Origin of the sequence: Xinfangfangia pollutisoli, assembly GCF_020179405.1 — a bacterium.
GTDB classification, from domain to species: Bacteria; Pseudomonadota; Alphaproteobacteria; order Rhodobacterales; family Rhodobacteraceae; genus Pseudogemmobacter; species Pseudogemmobacter pollutisoli.
Genome location: NZ_JAICBZ010000004.1, coordinates 70,930 through 90,173, shown reverse-complemented (window position 1 = coordinate 90,173; position 19,244 = coordinate 70,930). Strand labels below are relative to the sequence as shown.

Annotated in this window: 23 protein-coding genes and 1 tRNA gene; 8 read left to right on the top strand and 16 right to left on the bottom strand. The window is 65.9% G+C overall.

What is annotated here, in order from left to right; genetic code table 11:
- Window positions 1–41: 41 nt before the first annotated feature.
- The 12 genes from rplL to K1Y73_RS03160 form a co-directional block, all read right to left on the bottom strand.
- Window positions 42–419 (bottom strand): 50S ribosomal protein L7/L12, encoded by a 378-nt coding sequence (rplL, locus tag K1Y73_RS03215; protein WP_225026475.1) that lies wholly within the window; start codon window positions 417–419, stop codon window positions 42–44.
- 81 nt (window positions 420–500) lie between these two features.
- Window positions 501–1,016 carry a 50S ribosomal protein L10 gene (rplJ, locus tag K1Y73_RS03210; RefSeq protein ID WP_225026474.1) on the bottom strand — a complete coding sequence of 172 codons (516 nt, stop codon included), beginning with the start codon at window positions 1,014–1,016 and terminating at the stop codon, window positions 501–503.
- Between the two features lie 236 nt (window positions 1,017–1,252).
- Window positions 1,253–1,951 carry a 50S ribosomal protein L1 gene (gene rplA / locus K1Y73_RS03205; RefSeq protein WP_225026473.1) on the bottom strand — a complete coding sequence of 233 codons (699 nt, stop codon included), beginning with the start codon at window positions 1,949–1,951 and terminating at the stop codon, window positions 1,253–1,255.
- A 5-nt stretch (window positions 1,952–1,956) separates the two neighbouring features.
- The gene (gene rplK, locus K1Y73_RS03200; protein ID WP_225026472.1) at window positions 1,957–2,409 is read right to left on the bottom strand and encodes a 50S ribosomal protein L11; all 453 of its coding nucleotides are present in this window, start codon (window positions 2,407–2,409) and stop codon (window positions 1,957–1,959) included.
- A gap of 99 nt (window positions 2,410–2,508) precedes the next feature.
- A complete protein-coding gene (gene nusG, locus K1Y73_RS03195; RefSeq protein WP_225026471.1) occupies window positions 2,509–3,042 on the bottom strand; it encodes a transcription termination/antitermination protein NusG in 534 nt (177 codons plus the stop codon).
- A gap of 177 nt (window positions 3,043–3,219) precedes the next feature.
- Complete coding sequence (gene secE, locus K1Y73_RS03190) at window positions 3,220–3,411, bottom strand: preprotein translocase subunit SecE (protein ID WP_225026470.1); 192 nt, start codon at window positions 3,409–3,411, stop codon at window positions 3,220–3,222.
- Between the two features lie 159 nt (window positions 3,412–3,570).
- Window positions 3,571–3,646 (bottom strand) — tRNA-Trp (locus K1Y73_RS03185).
- A gap of 114 nt (window positions 3,647–3,760) precedes the next feature.
- On the bottom strand, window positions 3,761–3,991 hold the full coding sequence (locus K1Y73_RS03180) for a hypothetical protein (protein ID WP_225026469.1): 231 nt from the start codon (window positions 3,989–3,991) through the stop codon (window positions 3,761–3,763).
- A gap of 143 nt (window positions 3,992–4,134) precedes the next feature.
- Entirely contained in the window at window positions 4,135–4,362 is a 228-nt protein-coding gene (locus K1Y73_RS03175; protein ID WP_225026468.1) for a hypothetical protein, read from the bottom strand.
- 409 nt (window positions 4,363–4,771) lie between these two features.
- Entirely contained in the window at window positions 4,772–5,446 is a 675-nt protein-coding gene (locus K1Y73_RS03170) for a CatB-related O-acetyltransferase (RefSeq protein WP_225026467.1), read from the bottom strand.
- A gap of 166 nt (window positions 5,447–5,612) precedes the next feature.
- A complete protein-coding gene (tuf, locus tag K1Y73_RS03165; RefSeq protein ID WP_225026466.1) occupies window positions 5,613–6,788 on the bottom strand; it encodes an elongation factor Tu in 1,176 nt (391 codons plus the stop codon).
- Window positions 6,789–6,900: 112 nt separating this feature from the next.
- A complete protein-coding gene (locus K1Y73_RS03160; protein WP_225026465.1) occupies window positions 6,901–7,596 on the bottom strand; it encodes a hypothetical protein in 696 nt (231 codons plus the stop codon).
- Between the two features lie 140 nt (window positions 7,597–7,736).
- Between K1Y73_RS03160 and K1Y73_RS03155 the strand changes: the two genes are divergently transcribed.
- Window positions 7,737–9,098, top strand: coding sequence for a cytochrome P450 (locus tag K1Y73_RS03155; RefSeq protein ID WP_225026464.1), 1,362 nt, complete (start codon window positions 7,737–7,739; stop codon window positions 9,096–9,098).
- Window positions 9,099–9,290: 192 nt separating this feature from the next.
- Here the strand turns inward: K1Y73_RS03155 and K1Y73_RS03150 are convergent, their stop codons facing one another.
- The gene (locus tag K1Y73_RS03150; RefSeq protein WP_225026528.1) at window positions 9,291–11,594 is read right to left on the bottom strand and encodes a DNA topoisomerase IV subunit A; all 2,304 of its coding nucleotides are present in this window, start codon (window positions 11,592–11,594) and stop codon (window positions 9,291–9,293) included.
- 187 nt (window positions 11,595–11,781) lie between these two features.
- On the opposite strand from K1Y73_RS03150, the gene K1Y73_RS03145 reads away from it, so the two are divergent.
- The 6 genes from K1Y73_RS03145 (at window position 11,782) to K1Y73_RS03120 (ending at window position 16,046) form a co-directional block, all read left to right on the top strand.
- On the top strand, window positions 11,782–12,405 hold the full coding sequence (locus K1Y73_RS03145; protein ID WP_225026463.1) for an SH3 domain-containing protein: 624 nt from the start codon (window positions 11,782–11,784) through the stop codon (window positions 12,403–12,405).
- 75 nt (window positions 12,406–12,480) lie between these two features.
- Window positions 12,481–13,308 (top strand): SDR family NAD(P)-dependent oxidoreductase, encoded by an 828-nt coding sequence (locus K1Y73_RS03140; protein WP_225026462.1) that lies wholly within the window; start codon window positions 12,481–12,483, stop codon window positions 13,306–13,308.
- A gap of 139 nt (window positions 13,309–13,447) precedes the next feature.
- Complete coding sequence (locus K1Y73_RS03135; protein ID WP_225026527.1) at window positions 13,448–13,651, top strand: twin transmembrane helix small protein; 204 nt, start codon at window positions 13,448–13,450, stop codon at window positions 13,649–13,651.
- A 2-nt stretch (window positions 13,652–13,653) separates the two neighbouring features.
- The gene (locus K1Y73_RS03130) at window positions 13,654–14,235 is read left to right on the top strand and encodes a cob(I)yrinic acid a,c-diamide adenosyltransferase (protein WP_225026461.1); all 582 of its coding nucleotides are present in this window, start codon (window positions 13,654–13,656) and stop codon (window positions 14,233–14,235) included.
- 138 nt (window positions 14,236–14,373) lie between these two features.
- On the top strand, window positions 14,374–15,135 hold the full coding sequence (locus K1Y73_RS03125) for an electron transfer flavoprotein subunit beta/FixA family protein (protein ID WP_225026460.1): 762 nt from the start codon (window positions 14,374–14,376) through the stop codon (window positions 15,133–15,135).
- Window positions 15,135–16,046 carry an electron transfer flavoprotein subunit alpha/FixB family protein gene (locus K1Y73_RS03120; RefSeq protein ID WP_225026459.1) on the top strand — a complete coding sequence of 304 codons (912 nt, stop codon included), beginning with the start codon at window positions 15,135–15,137 and terminating at the stop codon, window positions 16,044–16,046. Before K1Y73_RS03125 ends, K1Y73_RS03120 begins: the two co-directional genes overlap by 1 nt.
- A 90-nt stretch (window positions 16,047–16,136) precedes the next feature.
- On the opposite strand, the gene K1Y73_RS03115 is transcribed toward K1Y73_RS03120, so the two are convergent.
- On the bottom strand, window positions 16,137–16,958 hold the full coding sequence (locus K1Y73_RS03115) for a DUF6473 family protein (RefSeq protein ID WP_225026458.1): 822 nt from the start codon (window positions 16,956–16,958) through the stop codon (window positions 16,137–16,139).
- A 166-nt stretch (window positions 16,959–17,124) separates the two neighbouring features.
- Between K1Y73_RS03115 and K1Y73_RS03110 the strand changes: the two genes are divergently transcribed.
- Complete coding sequence (locus K1Y73_RS03110) at window positions 17,125–18,000, top strand: 3-hydroxybutyryl-CoA dehydrogenase (RefSeq protein WP_225026457.1); 876 nt, start codon at window positions 17,125–17,127, stop codon at window positions 17,998–18,000.
- Between the two features lie 41 nt (window positions 18,001–18,041).
- Here the strand turns inward: K1Y73_RS03110 and K1Y73_RS03105 are convergent, their stop codons facing one another.
- On the bottom strand, window positions 18,042–18,914 hold the full coding sequence (locus tag K1Y73_RS03105) for a lysophospholipid acyltransferase family protein (RefSeq protein WP_318248215.1): 873 nt from the start codon (window positions 18,912–18,914) through the stop codon (window positions 18,042–18,044).
- 58 nt (window positions 18,915–18,972) lie between these two features.
- Window positions 18,973–19,242 carry an HPr family phosphocarrier protein gene (locus K1Y73_RS03100; protein ID WP_225026456.1) on the bottom strand — a complete coding sequence of 90 codons (270 nt, stop codon included), beginning with the start codon at window positions 19,240–19,242 and terminating at the stop codon, window positions 18,973–18,975.
- Window positions 19,243–19,244: the final 2 nt, after the last annotated feature.

Genomic DNA, 19,244 nt, shown 5'->3' with positions numbered 1-19,244 from the left:
CCCGTCCTGTGTCAACGCGGCGGGAAACCCCGCATCCGCGCTTATTGAAGCTCGACCTTGGCGCCGGCTTCTTCCAGCTTCTTCTTCATCGCTTCGGCGTCGGCCTTCGAGACGCCTTCCTTCACCTTGCCGCCAGCTTCGACAAGGTTCTTGGCTTCGACCAGGCCCAGGCCGGTGATGCCGCGCACTTCCTTGATGACGTTGATCTTGTTCGGGCCGGCTTCTTTCAGCACGACGTCGAATTCGGTCTTTTCTTCCTCGGCCGGAGCAGCAGCGCCGCCCGGAGCAGCGGCCATCATGACAGCGCCGCCGGCGGCGGGCTCGATGCCGTACTTGTCCTTGAGGATGGTCTTCAGTTCTTGCGCTTCGAGAAGGGTCAGACCGACGATCTCTTCCGCGAGTTTGTTCAGATCAGCCATTTTGCTCATTCCGTTCGTTAAGATGGGGTTCCAACGTCGCAAGGTCAATCCCGGGATGGGACCGGCCCGCGAAGGGCAGGATCAGGCCGCAGCCTTTTCCTCGATGGTCTTCAGAATGCCCGCGATGTTTGCAGCAGGCGCGCCAATGGCACCAGCGATGTTCGAGGCGGGCGCACCGATGCACGACACGATCTGAGCGATAAGCTCTTCGCGCGACGGCATGGCGGCCACGGCTTTCACACCGGCCTGGTCCAGAACCGTTTCGCCCATGGCCCCGCCCAGGATCACGAACTTGTCGTTCCCCTTGGCATAGGCCTCGGTGACCTTGGCCGCAGCCACAGGATCTTCCGAGAAGGCAAACACGGTCATGCCCGTAAGCAGGTCACCCATCTTCGCAGCGGGCTTCCCATCCAGGGCGATCTTGGCGAGCTTGTTCTTGGCAACACGGACGGACCCGCCAACTTCGCGCATTTTCGCGCGCAGGTCCTGCATCTGAGAAACCGTCATGCCTTCGTAGTGGGCAACCACCACGACGCCAGAGCTTTCGAAGATCTGGCCGAGTTCCTCGACCACTTTCTCTTTCTGGGCTCTATCCACAGTTTCACTCCAAGTTGGGGGTTTCCCCCCGGCTCATGTCAGCATCCCCAGGTGGGAATGCGTTCGGGTCCGAAGGTTCCCGAGGCCAAGATCACCCGAGGGTGACATTCGTCCCGTTCCCCATCTCAGGCAGGAGATTAAGGCGCTTGCGCGCCACCCACCGTCTCGGACAGGACAGGGCCGGTGGTCTGGCCCTGCCATCCCTTCCCCGAAGGGTCGGGAATTCTTTGCCGGCCTTAGGCCTGCGCGGTCGTGGCCAGATCGACCGAGACGCCCGGGCCCATGGTCGAAGACAGCGAGACCTTCTTCACATAGGTGCCCTTGGCCCCGGCGGGCTTGGCGCGGGTCACGGCGTCGACGAAGGCGCGGACGTTTTGCGCCAGCGCTTCTTCGGTGAACGACACCTTGCCGATGCCGCCATGGATGACGCCGGCCTTTTCGACCTTGAACTGGACTTCACCGCCCTTGGCGGCTTTGACCGCGTTCGCGACATCCATCGTCACCGTGCCGACCTTGGGGTTCGGCATCAGGTTGCGCGGGCCCAGGATCTTGCCCAGACGGCCGACCAGCGGCATCATGTCCGGGGTGGCGATGCAGCGATCGAACTCGATCTTGCCCGACTGGATGGTTTCCATCAGCTCTTCGGCGCCGACGATATCCGCACCGGCCGCCTTGGCTTCATCGGCCTTGGCGCCACGGGCGAACACCGCCACGCGCACGGTCTTGCCGGTGCCATTCGGCAGCAGCACGACGCCGCGGACCATCTGGTCGGCGTGACGCGGGTCAACGCCCAGGTTCATCGCGATTTCCAGCGTCTCGTCGAACTTGGCCGAGGCCGCGTCCTTGATCAGCTTCACGGCATCCTCGACCGACAGGTTCGACTTGCCCTCGAAGGCTTCCTGAGCCTTCTTCACACGCTTTGCAATCTTGGCCATCTGGTTCAGCCCTTCACATCGATGCCGCAGGACTTGGCCGAGCCAAGGATGATGTTCATCGCCGCTTCGATCGAAGTGGCGTTGAGATCCTTCATCTTCGTTTCGGCGATCTTGCGGACCTGCGCCGCGGTGATCGTGCCGGCCACTTCGCGGCCCGGCTTGGCCGAACCCTTGGCGCGGTTGCGCTTGCCCACCGGCGGCAGACCGGCGGCCTGCTTGACCAGGAACGAGGCCGGCGGCGTCTTCAGCTCAAGGCTGAACGACTTGTCCTGATAATAGGTGATGATCACCGGCGTCGGCGTGCCGGGCGGCAGATCGGCGGACTTCGCGTTGAATTCCTTCACGAAGGCCATGATGTTCAGGCCGCGCTGACCCAGCGCCGGACCGACCGGCGGCGAGGGGTTCGCTTGACCCGCCTTCACTTGCAGCTTGAGGCTGCCCATAATCTTCTTGGCCATCTGGCCTTCTCCTCATGTCACAGCACCAGGAAGGTGCGGTTTAGCGGTGCGGTCCGTCACGCCCCTGTCGGGAAACGCGCTCGCCTTCCGCGGCTCGCCTCAGATGCCTTTCGACACCTGGGTGAATTCCAGTTCCACAGGCGTCGCGCGCCCGAAGATCGAGACCGAAACCTTCAGGCGGCTTGCCTGTTCGTCGACTTCCTCGACCATGCCGTCGAAGCCCTCGAAGGGCCCGTCGGTGACCTTGACCTTCTCGCCGATGTCGAAGCGGATCAGGTTGCGCGGGGCTTCCTGGCCTTCCTCGACGCGGTTCAGGATCGCGTTCACTTCCGAATCCCGCATCGGCATCGGCTTGCCCTGCGGGCCCAGGAACCCGGTCACCCGATTGATCGACGAGATCAGGTGATAGCCGCGATTCGACATTTCCATATGCACCAGCACATAGCCGGGCATGAATCGCCGCTCGGACGTCACCTTCTTGCCGCGCCGCACCTCGATCACCTCTTCGGTGGGCACCAGCACTTCGTCGATTTCTTCCTCAAGGCCCGCATCGGCAACAGCGGTCTTGATCTGTTCGGCAATCTTCTTCTCGAAGTTCGAGAGGACGCTCACCGAATACCAGCGCTTTGCCATGGTCTGCCTTACCTTTTCCTTCGTCCGAAAGCCGCTTGCCCCCCGGTCCCGGGGGAACAAAAAACAGCGCGCACCCCGAATCGATGCGCGCCGGCTGCCCTTTGGTCGGGGGCGGGATTACCTGCTTGCCCCCCTCAGATCAAGAGGGGAATGGTCCGGCGGCGGGGGAAACCTGGCTTAGGCGCCGATCACCAGCGCCAATCCGTAGCGGATTGCCACATCGACCAGGCTGAAGAAGGCCGCCGTCAGCGCGGCCAGGATGAAGACCATGATCGTGGTCAGAACCACTTCCCGGCGCGAGGGCCAGTGGATCTTGGCCACTTCGGCGCGGACCTGCTGAAGGAACTGAAGCGGATTGGTGCGGGCCATCGGTCGGTCTTTCCGGGCAAAAGGGTCGCCGGCGGAGATACGGCCATTCCGGCAGGAATTCAAGCGCAGGGCGGTATCTTGATCCTGCGCGGGGCAGATGCCGGGAAAATCAGGGCTTTGCGGGGATGGTCCCGGCGGCGTGGGCCGGCAGAAGGACCTTGGCAGGGGCAGCAGGGCTCGAACCCGCGACCTACGGTTTTGGAGACCGTCGCTCTACCAGCTGAGCTATACCCCTGTGGTCGGGATGCGGGTTAAGGCAGGGCGCGGCCAAGGTCAAGGGCTTCTCGCAAGCCCTGGTGCAGGCGCCGTCACAGGGCCGTCACAGGCGCCCTCACAGGCCGGGGCGCCCTCAGGGCGTCTGCATCAGGATCGAGGCGATCTGGCGCGAGATGTCCAGCCCCTCGCCATCGTGCAGCGCGCTGGCCAGCTGCTGTTCCTGCGCCGGGGTCAGGTGGTCCAGATCGGCGCCGGGGGCATAGCGCAGCACATCGGCGCGGTCGGCCGGGCTGAGGCCGGGGCTTTGCGGCACGCAGGCGCAAAGCAGCGGGATGCAGGCAAGGGTCAGAAGGGAAAGGCGCATGCGGGGCTCCTGTCGTCGGGGCGGATCGCGGCCGACTAGAAGCGCTGCTTGGGGGCTGTGCAAGCCCGAAACGCTGCGCCAGAAACGCAGTGCGCCCGCCCGAGGGAGAACGGGCGAGCGCAAGCGGGTCCGGTCATGCCGGATCAGTCGTTCAGGATCGAGTAGATCGAGTGGCCGATGCCCGAGTCACCGCTGTTCAGCACATTGCCGATGGCTTGCACTTGGGCGGCGGTCAGGTTCGACAGGTCAGCATTCGGCACGTAGCGCTTCACGTCGAAAACTTGCGCGTCGGTCAGGGCGGTGGGCGAGTAGGCGAAGGCGGCCGGGGCCAGAGCCGAGAGGGCGAGAGCGAAAAGAGCAGTCCGTTTCATGATCTTAGTCCTTTTTTGCGGCCGTTGCGGCCCGGGTTGTCCGGAGCGTTTCGCCTCCGGTGAAGCCAAGATGGGACGCGGATCGGGGGTTGTGAAATCACGCTCGGATCGCTGCGGATCACGCCGATTTTACTAAACCGTGAAGTACAGAACCGGCCGGAAAGGGAAGTTTGGGCGGTTTTCAGGGCATTTCGGTTACAAAACCATCACGGCGCTGTGATGTTCCGAGAAAACCGTTAAAAATCATACATGTTGCACCCGCTATGTGCGTTTTCGCACCCTTGACGGGTTTTTGCCAAAAATCGCGCTTTCTCGACAAGAAAGGCTCGAAAGCGACATGTCCGAAGGGTGATGCGCGTCATGGCAGGCCGCGAAGACCGGGCCTGCCAAGCGCGGGCGGCTTGCGTCTTTACCGGCTGAGTCGCGCCGCGACGCGCTCCAGCGCCGGCAGATCCGCGCCACAGATCGCCGCTTCGGCGTCAAGGATGTCGTCGATTGGCCAATCCCACCAGCGGATCTGCAACAGCCGCGCGATCACAGGCGCGGGGAAGCGGCGGCGCAGCAGGCGGGCAGGGTTGCCCGCAACGACCGAATAGGGCGCCAGCGTGCCGCACACCACCGCCCCGGCCCCGACGATGCAGCCATCGCCGATCCGCGCGCCCGGCAGCACCCGCACCCCCTGCCCCAGCCACACATCATTGCCGATCACCGTATCGGGCCCCGGCGGCGGCATCGACGCCGATTGCGCCGGATCGGCACCGAAGGCCAGGAAGGGGAACGTGGAAAAACCGTCATGGCGGTGATTGGCCGAGGCGGTGATGAACTGCACCCCATCGGCAAACTGGCAGAACCGGCCGATCACCAGCCGCTCGGGCGAGAAGTCATACAGATAGGGCGCGATCTGGGCCGCCCAGTCGGCGGGGGGCACATGGCAACTGGCATAGCTGTAATCGCCCACCTCGATGCGCGGATGGCGCAGCGCCGGCTTCAGGAAGACCGTGCCGCGATGCGGCTGGCCGTCGCGGGTGACGATGGGGTGAAGCGTATCGGGGCTTGGAAAGCCAGCGGGAAAAAGTTCGGGCATGGGATGACCTTTGCGAAGGGTTTCAGACTGTCACTTCGCGGTCTGATCCATGTCGCCCTCCATCGCTGCCCGACCAGGATAGGCCCTTCGGGCCGAAAGGAAAAGGCCGCCCCTTGCGGGACGGCCCTTCCTGGCTTGCGCGTTCGGGAGGGCCCCGAACGACAGATCAGGCGATGATCTTCGAGACGACGCCGGCGCCGACGGTGCGGCCGCCTTCACGGATGGCGAAGCGCAGCTTCTCTTCCATCGCGATCGGGGCGATTAGCTCGACGACGAACTTCAGGTTGTCGCCCGGCATCACCATCTCGGTGCCTTCCGGCAGCTGAACGGTCCCGGTCACGTCCGTGGTGCGGAAGTAGAATTGCGGGCGGTAGTTCGCGAAGAACGGCGTGTGACGGCCGCCTTCTTCCTTGGTCAGGATGTAGGCCTCGGCTTCGAACTTGGTGTGCGGCTTGACCGAACCGGGCTTGCACAGCACCTGGCCACGTTCCACGCCTTCACGGTCGACGCCACGCAGCAGCGCGCCGATATTGTCGCCGGCTTCGCCGCGGTCCAGCAGCTTGCGGAACATTTCCACGCCGGTGCAGACCGACTTCTTGGTGTCGCGGATGCCGACGATTTCGACTTCGTCGCCAACGTTGATCACGCCGCGTTCCACACGACCGGTCACCACGGTGCCGCGGCCCGAGATCGAGAACACGTCTTCGATCGGCATCAGGAAGGGCTGATCCACGGCGCGGGCCGGGGTCGGGATGTATTCGTCAACCGCCGCCAGCAGCGCACGGACCGAATCTTCGCCAATGTCCTTGCGCTCGCCGATCAGCGCCTGATGGGCCGAGCCCTTGATGATCGGAATGTCGTCGCCCGGATATTCGTAGGACGACAGCAGCTCGCGGATTTCCATCTCGACGAGTTCCAGCAGTTCCGGATCGTCGACCAGGTCGACCTTGTTCATGTAGACGACCATGTAGGGGATGCCCACCTGACGGCCGAGCAGGATATGCTCGCGCGTCTGCGGCATCGGGCCGTCCGACGAGGCCACAACCAGGATCGCGCCGTCCATCTGGGCGGCACCGGTGATCATGTTCTTCACATAGTCGGCGTGGCCGGGGCAGTCGACGTGCGCGTAGTGGCGGTTCGCGGTTTCATACTCGACATGGGCGGTCGAGATGGTGATGCCGCGGGCCCGCTCTTCCGGGGCGCCGTCGATCTGGTCATAGGCGCGGAACTCGCCGAAATACTTCGTGATCGCCGCCGTCAGCGTCGTCTTGCCGTGGTCGACGTGACCGATCGTGCCGATGTTCACATGCGGCTTGGTGCGTTCAAACTTGGCCTTGGCCATGGGGCAGCCCTTCCTTGCGCGGGGCCCGGGATGGAGACCCCTTCCTTCACTGGCGCGGCGGATTAAAGCCGAAAGCGCAGAAAATCAAGCCTGATCGGGCTGGCGAAGGCGGTCAGTTGCTGGCCGGCGCCACCGGCCCCGCGCCTGCCGCCGGCGCAGGGGCCGCAGCGGGGGTTGCCGGGGCCGCCGCGGCCGCGCTGGCCTTCTTGTCGGCCGCGATCTGGGCATCGCGCGCCGCCAGCGCCGCCTTCAGCTGCTCGGGCGTCATGCCGAACCATTCGGGATGGGTCAGAAGCCAGTCCTCGACCCGTTTCGCCGCATTATAGGCCAGCGTGTCCATCTGCTGCTTCTTGGTCTTGGTCAGGCCCGACCCGATCATCGTATCGCCCGACAGGCCTTCGAAGACCGTCATCTGCTCGGCCTCGGGATTCAGCTTCTTGCGCGCGGCGTCGTCCCAGATATTGGCGCTGATCACCACCACCGATTTCGGCGCCGCCACCAGCGGGATGCCGGGCGGGGCCAGGGCATAGGCATCGATATTGATGCCGACATTGTACAGTTTGCTGCCCTGATAGCGCTTTTCGCCGAAGCGGTCGTCGATCGCCTTCTGGATCGCCGCCTCCCAATCCTTCGGATCGGCCGGGCGCGAGATCGGCACCATCTGGATATTGTCGGCCACGACGATGTTCAGCCCCAGGCCGAATTCGCCCAGGGGCACCGGCGGCTCGGCCAGATCGTTCTTCGCGCAGGCCGCAAGGGCGGCAAGCCCCAGGCAAAGCGCGACAAGGCGGGCGGGGCGAAGGATCATCGGCGGCTCCAGGAAGGGCGGGTGGCAGGGGTCAGGGATACAGGCTTGCCGGAAGCCGCGCAACGGGCCCGGCCGCTGTCGCTTTTCCCGGCGGGCAGCGTAGGATGGGCGCGCGCCCCCTGGATGACCGGAGAACCGCGATGACCGTGCTGGACAGACCCGCCCTTCCCGTGCGCGTGCCGCTGGCGACCGAACCCCTGGGCATCTGGGGATCGCTGGCGGCCGGGCGGCGCAATGTGCTGGAACTGATCCCCGAAATCGCCACCCATGCGCCGATCCTGTCGGGCAAGACCGGCAAGCGCTGGCATATGGTGATGGACCCCGAGGCGCTGAAGCGGATCCTGCGCGACAATCTGGAGAATTATCCGAAATCCCTGGTGACGAAGCTGATCCTGGGGCCGGCGATCGGCGACAGCCTGTTCGTGGCGGAAGGCGCGAATTGGCACTGGCAGCGCCGCACTGCCGCGCCGGTCTTTTCGCATCGCAACGTCGCGGCGCTGGGGCCGGTGATGACGGCGGCGGCCGACCGCGCCTCGGCCCGGATCGCCGCCTCGGTCGGACGGGCGGCGGATCTGTTCGATGAAATGGTGACCGCGACCTTCGAAGTGATCGCCGATGTGACCTTCAGCCGCGGCGCCGGGTTCGACCGCGATGCGGTGCATCGGGCGATCGAGCAATATATCGGCCAGACCGCAAAGGTTTCGGTGCTGGACATCCTGGGCGCGCCGGGCTGGGTGCCCAGACCACACCGGATGGTGGCCGGGGCCGCGATGCGGCAGACCAAGCAGCTGGCCGACCGGGCGATCGAGACGCGGCGGGCCGAGGGGGCGCAGCGGCCGCCGGACCTTCTGGATCTGCTGCTGGCCGGGGCCGATCCTGAAAGCGGCCGGCGCATGTCCACCGACGAATTGCGCGACAATCTGCTGACCTTCATCGTGGCCGGGCATGAGACGACGGCGCTGACCCTGTCCTGGGCGCTGTATCTTTGCGCCTTCGATCCGGCCGTGCAGGCGGCCGCCCGGGCCGAGGCGCAGGCGGTGCTGGGCGATCGTGCGGCCGGGGTGGCCGACCTGCCCGCCCTGAACCTGACCCGCCGAATCGTCGACGAGGCGCTGCGGCTTTACCCGCCGGCGGCCTTCCTGTCGCGCACGGCCGAGGCGCCGGACGAACTTTGCGGGCGCGAGGTGCGGCGCGGCGATACGGTGATCCTGCCGATCTACGCGCTGCACCGGCACAAGAAACTGTGGGACGATGCCGACGCCTTCCGCCCCGAGCGTTTCGCCGACCCGCGCGCCGTGCCGCGCTTTCACTACCTGCCCTTCGGCGACGGGCCGCGGGTCTGCATCGGCGCCTCTTTCGCGCTGCAAGAGGCGGTGATCATCCTGGCCACCCTGCTGGCGCGGTTCCGGTTCAGCCCGATCCCGGGCCGCGCGCCAAAGCCGGTGATGATCCTGACGCTGCGCCCCGAAGGCGGGGTCTGGCTGGAGGTGGCGCGCGCCTGACTCGCGTTTCCGCCCCGCATCGAGACCCGGGGCTCTGCCCCGGACCCCGGGATATTTCTGCAGAGAGGAAGGCCACAGGGCAGAGAAGCGGCATGGCCTTCCTCTCTGCCCAAATATCCCCGCGCGGGCCGCGCGCGCCCGAGCCGGTTGGCCGCAGGCCAGAGGCGAGAAAAAACCTTGCGGCGCAGCCGCTCAGTTGAAGCGATTGTCGCGCGGGAAGCCGCGGGGGGCCATCTTGCCGGCGCCGGCGCGGGGGCCCAGCCATTCGGTCAGCAGGGTCTCGGTGCGGGTGCGGCCGGCGGGGTCTTTCCACGACAGACCATCGGCCAGCGCGAAGGTGATCGCGTCGGACAGGCCGCCATCCTTGTATTTCTGCAGCCGCACGCCCTTGCCCTTGGCCATTTCCGGCAGATCGGCCAGCGGGAAGACCAGCAGCTTGCGATTGTCGCCGACGACCGCGACATGATCGCCAAAGATCGGCCGGCAGACCGCCGCCTTCACCCCGTCGCGCACCGTCAGCACCTGCTTGCCGGCCTTGGTCTGGGCCAAAAGCTCGTCGGCCGGCGCGACGAATCCGTCGCCCGCGGTCGAGGCGACCAGATATTTCGCCCCCGGCCGATGCAGGATCAGATCGGTGATGCCGGTATCGTTCGGCAGATCGACCATCAGCCGCACAGGTTCCCCCATGCCGCGCCCGCCAGGCAGGTTCGCGCCCAGAAGCGTGAAGAATCGCCCGTTTTCGGCGACCAGCAGGATGCGGTCGGTCGTTTCGGCATGGAAGGCGAAGCGCGCGCCGTCGCCATCCTTGTATTTCTGCTCGGCCGACAGATCGACATGGCCCTTCAGCGCCCGGATCCAGCCCATTTTCGAGCAGAGAACCGTGATCGGCTCGCGTTCGATCATCGCCTCGAACGGAACCTCTTCGACCACGCCCGCCTCGGCGAAAGTGGTGCGGCGGTCGCCGCCCGGCATGCCCTTGCCGAACTTCTTGCGGATCTCTTCCAGCTCTTCGCCGATCTTCTTCCACTGCCGCCGGTCGCTGTCCAGAAGATCGGCCAGGTCGGCGCGTTCCTTGGTCAGCGCGTCGCGTTCGGCGACCAGCTCCATCTCTTCCAGCCGCCGCAAGGACCGCAGCCGCATGTTCAGGATCGCCTCGGCCTGAACTTCCGACAATTCGCCCTCGCCCGGGGGCGGGCTGACATAATCCTTCTCGGACGCGGCGCGCTTATGCGGCTTGCCCCAATGCTCGCGCATCAGCGCGGCTTTCGGATCGTCGTCGTAGCGGATGATGTCGATCACCCGGTCAAGATTCAGGAAGGTGATGATGAACCCTTCAAGAATCTCCAGCCGGTGGTCGATCTTCTCGATCCGGTGCTCGCTGCGCCGCCGCAGCACCTCGCGCCGGTGGTCGAGGAAGGCGCGCAGCACCTCTTTCAGCCCGCAGACCTTGGGCACGCGCCCGTCGATCAGCACGTTCATGTTCAGGCTGAACCGGGTTTCCAGATCGCTGTTGCGATACAGCGCACCCATCAGCACCTCGGGGTCCACGGTGCGGGCCCGCGGTTCCAGGATGATGCGGATATCCTCGGCCGATTCGTCGCGCACATCGGCCAGAAGCGGCACCTTCTTCAGCTGGATCACCTCGGCCAGCTTCTCGATCAGCTTCGACTTGGCGACCTGATAGGGAATCTCGGTGACCACGATCTGCCAGGTGCCGCGGCCCAGATCCTCGACATGCCAGCGCGCCCGGGTGCGGAAGGCGCCGCGGCCGGTTTCATAGGCTTCAAGGATCGCCGCTTTCGGCTCGACCAGCACGCCGCCGGTGGGGAAATCGGGCCCCGGGATATGGGCGACCAGATCGGCGGTCGAGGCTTCGGGATTGGCCAGCAAGAGGTGGCAGCCCTGGATCAGCTCGTCCAGATTGTGCGGCGGGATGTTGGTGGCCATGCCCACCGCGATCCCGGACGAGCCGTTCGCCAGCAGGTTCGGAAAGGCCGCCGGCATCACCACCGGCTCTTCCAGGGTGCCGTCGTAATTCGGGCGGAAGTCGACCGCGTTCTCGGCCAGGCCTTCCATCAAGGTCTCGGCGATCGCGGTCAGGCGGGCTTCGGTGTAGCGGCTGGCGGCCGGATTGTCGCCGTCGATATTGCCGAAGTTCCCCTGCCCGTCGACCAGCGGGTAGCGGACGTTGAAATCCTGCGCCAGACGCGCCATCGCGTCATAGATCGCGGCGTCGCCATGGGGGTGGTAGTTCCCCATCACGTCGCCCGAGATCTTGGCCGATTTGCGGAAGCCCCCGGTCGCCGACAGGCGCAATTCGCGCATCGCGTAAAGAATGCGGCGATGGACCGGCTTCAGCCCGTCACGCGCATCGGGCAGCGCCCGGTGCATGATCGTCGACAGCGCATAGGTCAGATAGCGCTCGCCAATGGCGCGCGACAGCGGTTCGGCCGTGGTCTGGCCATAAGTGGTGGGTTCGTCATCGTCCTGCGCCATGGCCCCCCGTGTAATTCCGGGCGCCGACATGGTCCAGTCGTTTTGCGTGCGGACAGGGAACCGGGGGAATGCGCCTGCGTTTTCCCCTCACCAGACGGCAGCGACTCATGGTAAGTCACAGGGGATTGCTGTCTGTACCGGGCATTTCCGCCCGTGTTCCCTGTGCCGCATGCCTTGGGTGATACATATGCTGCGACTGACCCTTCTTCTGACTGCCGGGATCTATGTGACCCTGCTTCTTGCCGGTGAAGATTATGGTCAGAAACGCCCCGGCCTTTTGCGCGCCGAGGCCGAGGCCCGGCTTGCCGCGCCCACCGCGTCTGCATCCTTGCCCGCGCCTGAAGCCGCGACCCCGGAGGCTTCGGTCGCACGTGCCGCGCTGGCCCCTGCCGCGCCCACGCCCGAGCCCCCGGCCCAGGTCGTGACCGCCGCCTATGAACCGGCCGCCCCGCTTGATGCAGCGCCCGCCCCGGCTGTCGCCAGCACCGTGCCGGGTGCCGGTGCGCCGGCGCCGATCTTCACCCTGTCCACCCTGCCGTCGATCGGCAGCGACCGCGCCGAGCCCACGCCCGAACTGGTCGCGGAAGGCCCTGCCCCCGCCGCCAGCGCCGAGGAAGGCCAGATCTGGTATGTCGCCGCGCGCTCGGCGAATGTGCGGCAGGGGCCGTCGACCGCTACGGGCGTGGTCGGCCGGCTGCAGAATGGCGAGGCGGTGACCGTGGTCGGGATGGAAGCCGGCGACTGGGCGCATATCCGCATCGAGGGCGACGGTCTGGAAGGCTACATTGCCGCCCGGCTGCTGACGCCCTGACCGCGCGCCCATCGGGGGCGGGTTTGACGCCGGCCCCGCTTTGCCCCAGCCTGCGGCGAAATTGCGGGCAGGGATATGGACAGATCGATTCTCATCACCGGGTGTTCCTCGGGCATCGGGCTTGACGCCGCACGCGGCCTGAAGGCGCGCGGCTGGCGGGTCTTCGCCACTTGCCGACAAGAGGCGGATTGCGACCGGCTGCGTGCCGAGGGGCTGGAAAGCTTCCGGCTGGATTACACCGACGAAGACAGTCTGGCGGCGGCGGTCGACCATATCGCCGCGGTGAATGGCGGCAGGCTGGGCGCGCTGTTCAACAATGGCGCCTTCGCCTGCCCCGGCGCGGTCGAGGACCTGCCGCGCGGCGCGCTGCGAGAGATCTTCGAGACAAATCTGTTCGGCACGCATGACCTGACGCGGCGGGTTCTGCCGATGATGCGGGCGGCCGGCGCGGGGCGGATCGTCAACTGTTCCTCGGTGCTGGGGCTGGTCGGCGCGAAATGGCGCGGGGCCTATGTGGCGACGAAATTCGCCATGGAGGGCCTCAGCGACGTGCTGCGGCTTGAGATGAAGGGCACGGGAATCGAGATCATCCTGATCGAGCCGGGGCCGATCAGCACCCGGATCCGCGAAAACTCGGTGCCGCATTTCGAGAAATGGATCGACTGGGAAGGCTCGGCCCGGGCCGAGGAATATCGCGGCCTGCTGCATCGGCTGTATCGGTCGAAGAACGCGCCCGACCGGTTCGAACTGCCGCCCTCGGCGGTGACGGCGCAGCTGATCCGGGCGCTGGAAAGCCCCCGGCCGCGGCCGCGCTACTATGTCACGCTGCCGACGCGCATTTCCGGCATCGCGCGGCGGATCCTGCCCACGCGCGCGCTGGACTGGCTGGTCGCCAAGGGCTGAGCGCGGGCGGAAATCCCCGGATTTCCGCAGCCGATTTTCGTCGAAAATCGGCGCCCCCCTTCGGCCGTTCCGCTTTCGCGCTTCGCTTTCGGCGCGGCCTGCCGTAAAATCCGGACCATCCCCTCAGGAGGCTGCCATGCTGCTGCACGATCCCCTGTTCCTGGTTGCGACCGCCCTTGTGCTGGTCGTCGCGGCCATCCTGATCTTCGGCATCGGCACATTCGCGCGCGGCGGCGAGTTCAACCGGCGCAATGGCAACCGGATCATGCGCTGGCGGCTTTACGCCCAATTCATCGCCGTCGTGGTCATCGTGGCCTTCGCCTGGCTGCGCTCGAAAGGCTGACCATGGTCGTTCTGTCGAAGATCTACACCCGCACCGGCGACAAGGGCGAAACCGCGCTGGGCAATGGCACCCGGGTGCCGAAACATGACGCGCGGGTCAATGCCTATGGCACGGTCGACGAAACCAACGCGACCGTGGGCCTGGCGCGCCTGCATGCCCGGGCCGAGATGGATGAGGCGCTGGCCCGGATCTCGAACGATCTGTTCGATCTGGGCGCCGATCTTTGCACGCCCGACCGCCATCTGGATGCGACCCTGACCTACACGCCCCTGCGGATGATCGCGCCGCAGGTCGACCGGCTGGAGCAGGAAATCGACGCGATGAATGCCCGGCTCACGCCCCTGCGCAGCTTCATCCTGCCCGGCGGCTCGGCGCTGGCCGCGCAGCTGCATCTGTGCCGCACCGTCTGCCGGCGGGCCGAACGTCTGGTGGTGGAACTTGCCGCCGCCGAAGACGTGAACCCCGAGGCCGTGCGCTACCTGAACCGCCTGTCGGACTGGTTCTTCGTCGCCGGCCGGATCGCCAATGACGATGGCCGCGCCGATGTGCTGTGGGTGCCCGGACTGACCCGCCCCAAGGCCTGAAACCAAAGCCAAAACGCGACGTCGGGGCGCGGAATTCCGTCGCATTTCCTCTGTCCATGCCGCCGCTGACAGGCTAACACCCCTTGCAGAGAGCTTGGCCGGGGCCGCAAGGCCCCCTTTCAGTGGAGATATGCACCGATGAAGGTCCTTGTACCTGTCAAACGTGTGATCGACTACAACGTGAAGGTTCGCGTGAAGGCGGACGGGAGCGGCGTCGATCTTGCGAATGTGAAGATGTCGATGAACCCGTTCGACGAGATCGCGGTGGAAGAGGCGATCCGCCTGAAGGAAAAGGGCATCGCGACCGAGGTCGTCGTGGTGTCGATCGGCGTCAAGCAGGCGCAGGAAACCCTGCGCAATGCGCTGGCGATGGGCGCCGACCGGGCGATCCTGATCGAAGCCACCGCGGATGTGCATCAGGACATCGAACCGCTGGCCGTGGCAAAGCTGCTGGCCGGCGTGGTCAAGGAAGAGGCGCCGGGCCTGGTTCTGTGCGGCAAGCAGGCGATCGACAATGACATGAACGCCACCGGCCAGATGCTGGCGGCGCTTCTGGGCTGGGCGCAGGCGACCTTTGCCAGCGAGCTGGCGGTCGAAGGCGACAAGGCCACGGTCACCCGCGAGGTGGATGGCGGCCTGCAGACGATCTCGGTCAAGCTGCCGGCCATCGTCACCGTCGACCTGCGGCTGAACGAGCCGCGCTATGCCTCGCTGCCGAACATCATGAAGGCCAAGGCCAAGCCCCTGGCTGCCAAGACGCCGGCCGATTACGGCGTCGATGTTGCGCCGCGCCTGTCGGTGGTGAAGACCTCGGAACCCGCGGGCCGCAAGGCCGGGGTGAAGGTCGGCTCGGTGGACGAGCTGATCGCGAAGCTGAAAGACGAAGCGGGGGTTCTGTGATGGCGGTTCTTCTTCTGGCAGATGTGAACGGCGCCGAACTGGCGACCGACCAGCTGGCCAAGGCGCTGACGGCGGTGGCGGGCCTGGGCCCGGTCACCGTGCTGGTCGCGGGCCCCGCGGCGGCGGCAACCGAGGCGGCGGGCCTGGCCGGCGTGGCCAAGGTGCTGCATGCCGAGGATGCGGGCCATGGCCTGGCCGAGCCGCTGGCCGATCTGATCGTGTCGCTGGCGGGCGATTACAGCCATATCGCCGGCGCGGCGACGGCGTTTGCCAAGAATGTGCTGCCCCGCGTGGCGGCGCTCCTGGACGTGATGGTGATCTCGGATGTGACCGCGGTGGTCGATGCCGACACGTTCGAACGCCCGATCTATGCCGGCAACGCGATCCAGACGGTGAAATCCGCCGATGCGACGAAGGTCTTCTCGGTGCGCACCGCGGCTTTCGCGGCAGCGGGCACCGGCGGCGCGGCCTCGGTCGAGACGGTGGGGGCCAAGGCTTCCGATCTGTCGAACTGGATCGAGGACAAGGTGGCGGCAAGCGACCGGCCGGACCTGACCAGCGCGAAGATCGTGGTGTCGGGCGGCCGTGGCGTCGGCTCGAAGGAATCCTTCGCGGTGATCGAGGCCCTGGCCGACAAGCTGGGCGCCGCGGTGGGCGCGTCGCGGGCGGCGGTCGATTCGGGCTATGCGCCGAACGACTGGCAGGTCGGGCAGACCGGCAAGGTCGTGGCGCCGCAGCTTTATGTGGCGGTCGGCATCTCGGGCGCGATCCAGCATCTGGCGGGGATGAAGGATTCCAAGGTCATCGTCGCGATCAACAAGGACGAAGAGGCGCCGATCTTCCAGGTCGCCGATTACGGCCTGGTGGGCGATCTGTTCACGCTGGTGCCGGAACTGACCGCCAAGCTGTAAGCGGGCAAGCCCCGGTCTCTGCAATCTGATCGTCAGGCGCGCAGGCGCCGTGCCGGTCGACAGGGCGCCCCCCGGGGCGCCCTTTTCCGTTCAAAGCAGCCGCTCGACCAGCGGCATCAGCCGATCGGCCGCTTCCTGATGCACCGCGGCCCCGGGCAACCCCTCGGCCGCGGGCTCTTCCTGCGGCAGAAAGCGCATCGCGCTAAGCCCCTCGGCCCGGGCAGCCGGGGTGACCACATGTTCGACATAGGCCGAAGCATGCGGCTTCAGCACCTCGATCATCGCGCGGTCGACGAACATCGGCTGGATCTCGGGGCCGGCATCCCCCTCGGGCGGCGGGTGATCCGCGGTCCAGAACAGGATGCTGCGCTTCGGCAGACGGGCCAGGATCGCGATCATCCGTTCCACCCAAAGCAGCTTCAGCTCGGCCCGGATCGGGGCAAACCGCTCTTCCCCCAGCGCCCAAAGCGCGCTGATCAGGTGGCGGGTGAAGTGGAATTCGGTGAAATCCACCTCGCGATACATCGACCGCAGCAGCGGCGTCGCGGCGACGAACCGGTCATTGCGGCGCGGATGCACCGTGTAATAGCGGTTGGTCAGGTTCTGCGCCCCCATGACCTGCAGCACCGCAACCCGCGCACCCGCCGCAACCTCCATCGCGCCGCGATCGCACAGATAGACATCGGGCCCGGCATTCTGGCAGCCCAGATTGGCCACCGGAATGCCCAGCCGTTCCTCGACCAGCGCGGCATAGGGCGCCATGACGAAGCGGCCATAGGTTTCCGTTCCGCCCAGCACCGCCAGATATTCGCCGCTGAGATCCCGTCTTGGCCCGCGATAGGTCAGCCGGGATCGGCCATAATGACAGAGAAAATAGTTAAGCGCCCCATCGCTCGGCTGAACGAAAGCCATCCCTTGCACCCTTGTCGTCTCACACCCGGGGGCAGACTAGCGCAAAGGGCCTTTCCAAAGGCCTAAGCTGCGGCATTTGTATCGAAGGCGCGGGGATTTGCCATCCTTGCCCTGCCCCCGTTGCCCCCGTATGGTTTCGCCGCAAGACAGCATGGAGTGCGGCGTGATGACTATCCGGACGGTCGGGATCATTGGGGCAGGCCAGATGGGCAATGGCATCGCGCATGTCTTCGCGCTGGCAGGCTATGACGTGCTGCTGAACGACATCAATCCCGACAGCCTGCAGAAGGCGCTCGCGACGGTGGACAAGAACCTTGAGCGGCAGGTGTCGCGCGGCAAGGTCTCGGCCGAGGACAAGGCAGCGGCGCTGGCGCGGATCCGCACCACGCCGGTCCTGGCCGAACTGGGGCCCAGCGACCTGGTGATCGAGGCCGCGACCGAAAACGAAACCGTCAAGCAGAAGATCTTCGACGGCATCCTGCCGCATCTGAAACCCGAAACGATCCTGACCTCGAACACCTCGTCGATCTCGATCACCCGGCTGGCCAGCCGCACCGACCGGCCGGAAAAGTTCATGGGCTTCCATTTCATGAACCCGGTGCCGGTGATGCAGCTGGTCGAGCTGATCCGCGGCATCGCCACCGACAAGCCGACCTATGAGGCGCTGAAGGGCGTGGTGGAAAAGCTGGGCAAGACGGCGTCCTCGTCCGAGGATTTCCCGGCCTTCATCGTCAACCGCATCCTGATTCCGATGATCAACGAGGCGGTCTATACGCTGTATGAAGGCGTGGGGAATGTGCAGTCGATCGACACGGCGCTGAAGCTGGGCGCCAACCATCCGATGGGGCCGCTGGAACTGGCCGATTTCATCGGGCTGGACACCTGCCTTGCGATCATGAACGTGCTGTATGACGGGCTGGCCGATACGAAATACCGGCCCTGCCCCTTGCTGACGAAATATGTCGAGGCGGGCTGGCTGGGCCGCAAGACCCAGCGCGGCTTCTACGATTATCGTGGCGAGGTGCCAGTGCCGACCCGCTAGCGCGGGCGCGCCGCGCAGAAGGCGACCTCGACCGTGAAGGGTTATTTCCGAAGCGCCAGCGTATGCTCGCGCAGCCAGGCCAGGAAACCGCGCGGGTTGCCCTCCCATTTCGCCAACTCGCTGGCCGGGATCGGCTGGCCGATCACCGGGCGGGTCGGCTTGAACAGGCTGCGCTTGATTTCATACAGCAGCAGGCCCTGGCGGATGGTGTCAGAAAGCTGGTTGGCGATCTGGAAAGCGCGGGAATTCTGGCCGGGGAAATAGATCGGCAGGATCGTCGCACCCGAGGATTTGACGATCTTGTGGGTGAAGACGTTCCATTCGCCTTCCACCGCCGGGCCCCACCAGCCTTCCGACATGGCCACCTTGCCGGCCGGGAACAGGATGATCGTCCCGCCCGCCTTCAGATGCGCCATCGTCTCTTGCCGCATCTGCAGGCCCAGTTCGCGGGCATTGTCCTCATGCGGGAAGGGGACGGGAATCATGAATTCCTCGACCTCGGGGATGCCGGTCAGCAGGCTTCGGGTCAGAATCTTGAAATCCGACCGGACCCGGTTGATCATCTCGGCCATGACCATGCCATCGACCAGCCCCGACGGGTGGTTCGCCACCACCACAAGCGGGCCGGTCGCTGGAATCCGGGCGATCTCCTCGGCCGGCGTGTCGATGCGGATGCCCATATGCTTGATCGCCTTGGGCCAGAACGGCGCGCCGTGCGGCGCCCCCGACTTTTCGAACGCCCGGATCAGCCGCAGCAGCTGCACCTTGGCCGTCAGCCATTCGATCGCCCGGATCGTTCCGGCCTTGAACGGGTTCTTGAACGTGCCGGCATAGCTGAGGCGGCGCATGTCATAGCGCCGGTCGGCCGGGCTGGCAGGCCGCACCTGAGCAGCGATCTGGCCGTGTTCGGTCACGAGAGCCGGTGTCCCCACGTCTGCGCGCCCACCGCAGGGGCGGCAGGGGCTTCAGCGCTCAATAGTCTTCTCCGAAGCGGGCCGCAACAAGCGCCTCCAGCGCATCGGCAAGTTTCGCCGCCTCGGCGCCCGATGTCGTCACGTCAATCGACGTCCCGCGCGAGGCGGCCAGCATCAGAAGCCCCATGATCGAATCGCCGGACACTTCCATTCCGTCCTTCGCCACAGTGGCGCGCGCATCATGCGCCTCGACCACTTCCACGAATTTCGCGCTGGCCCGCGCATGCAGGCCCTTTTCATTGACGATGCGCAGGCTGCGGCTGGTCATGC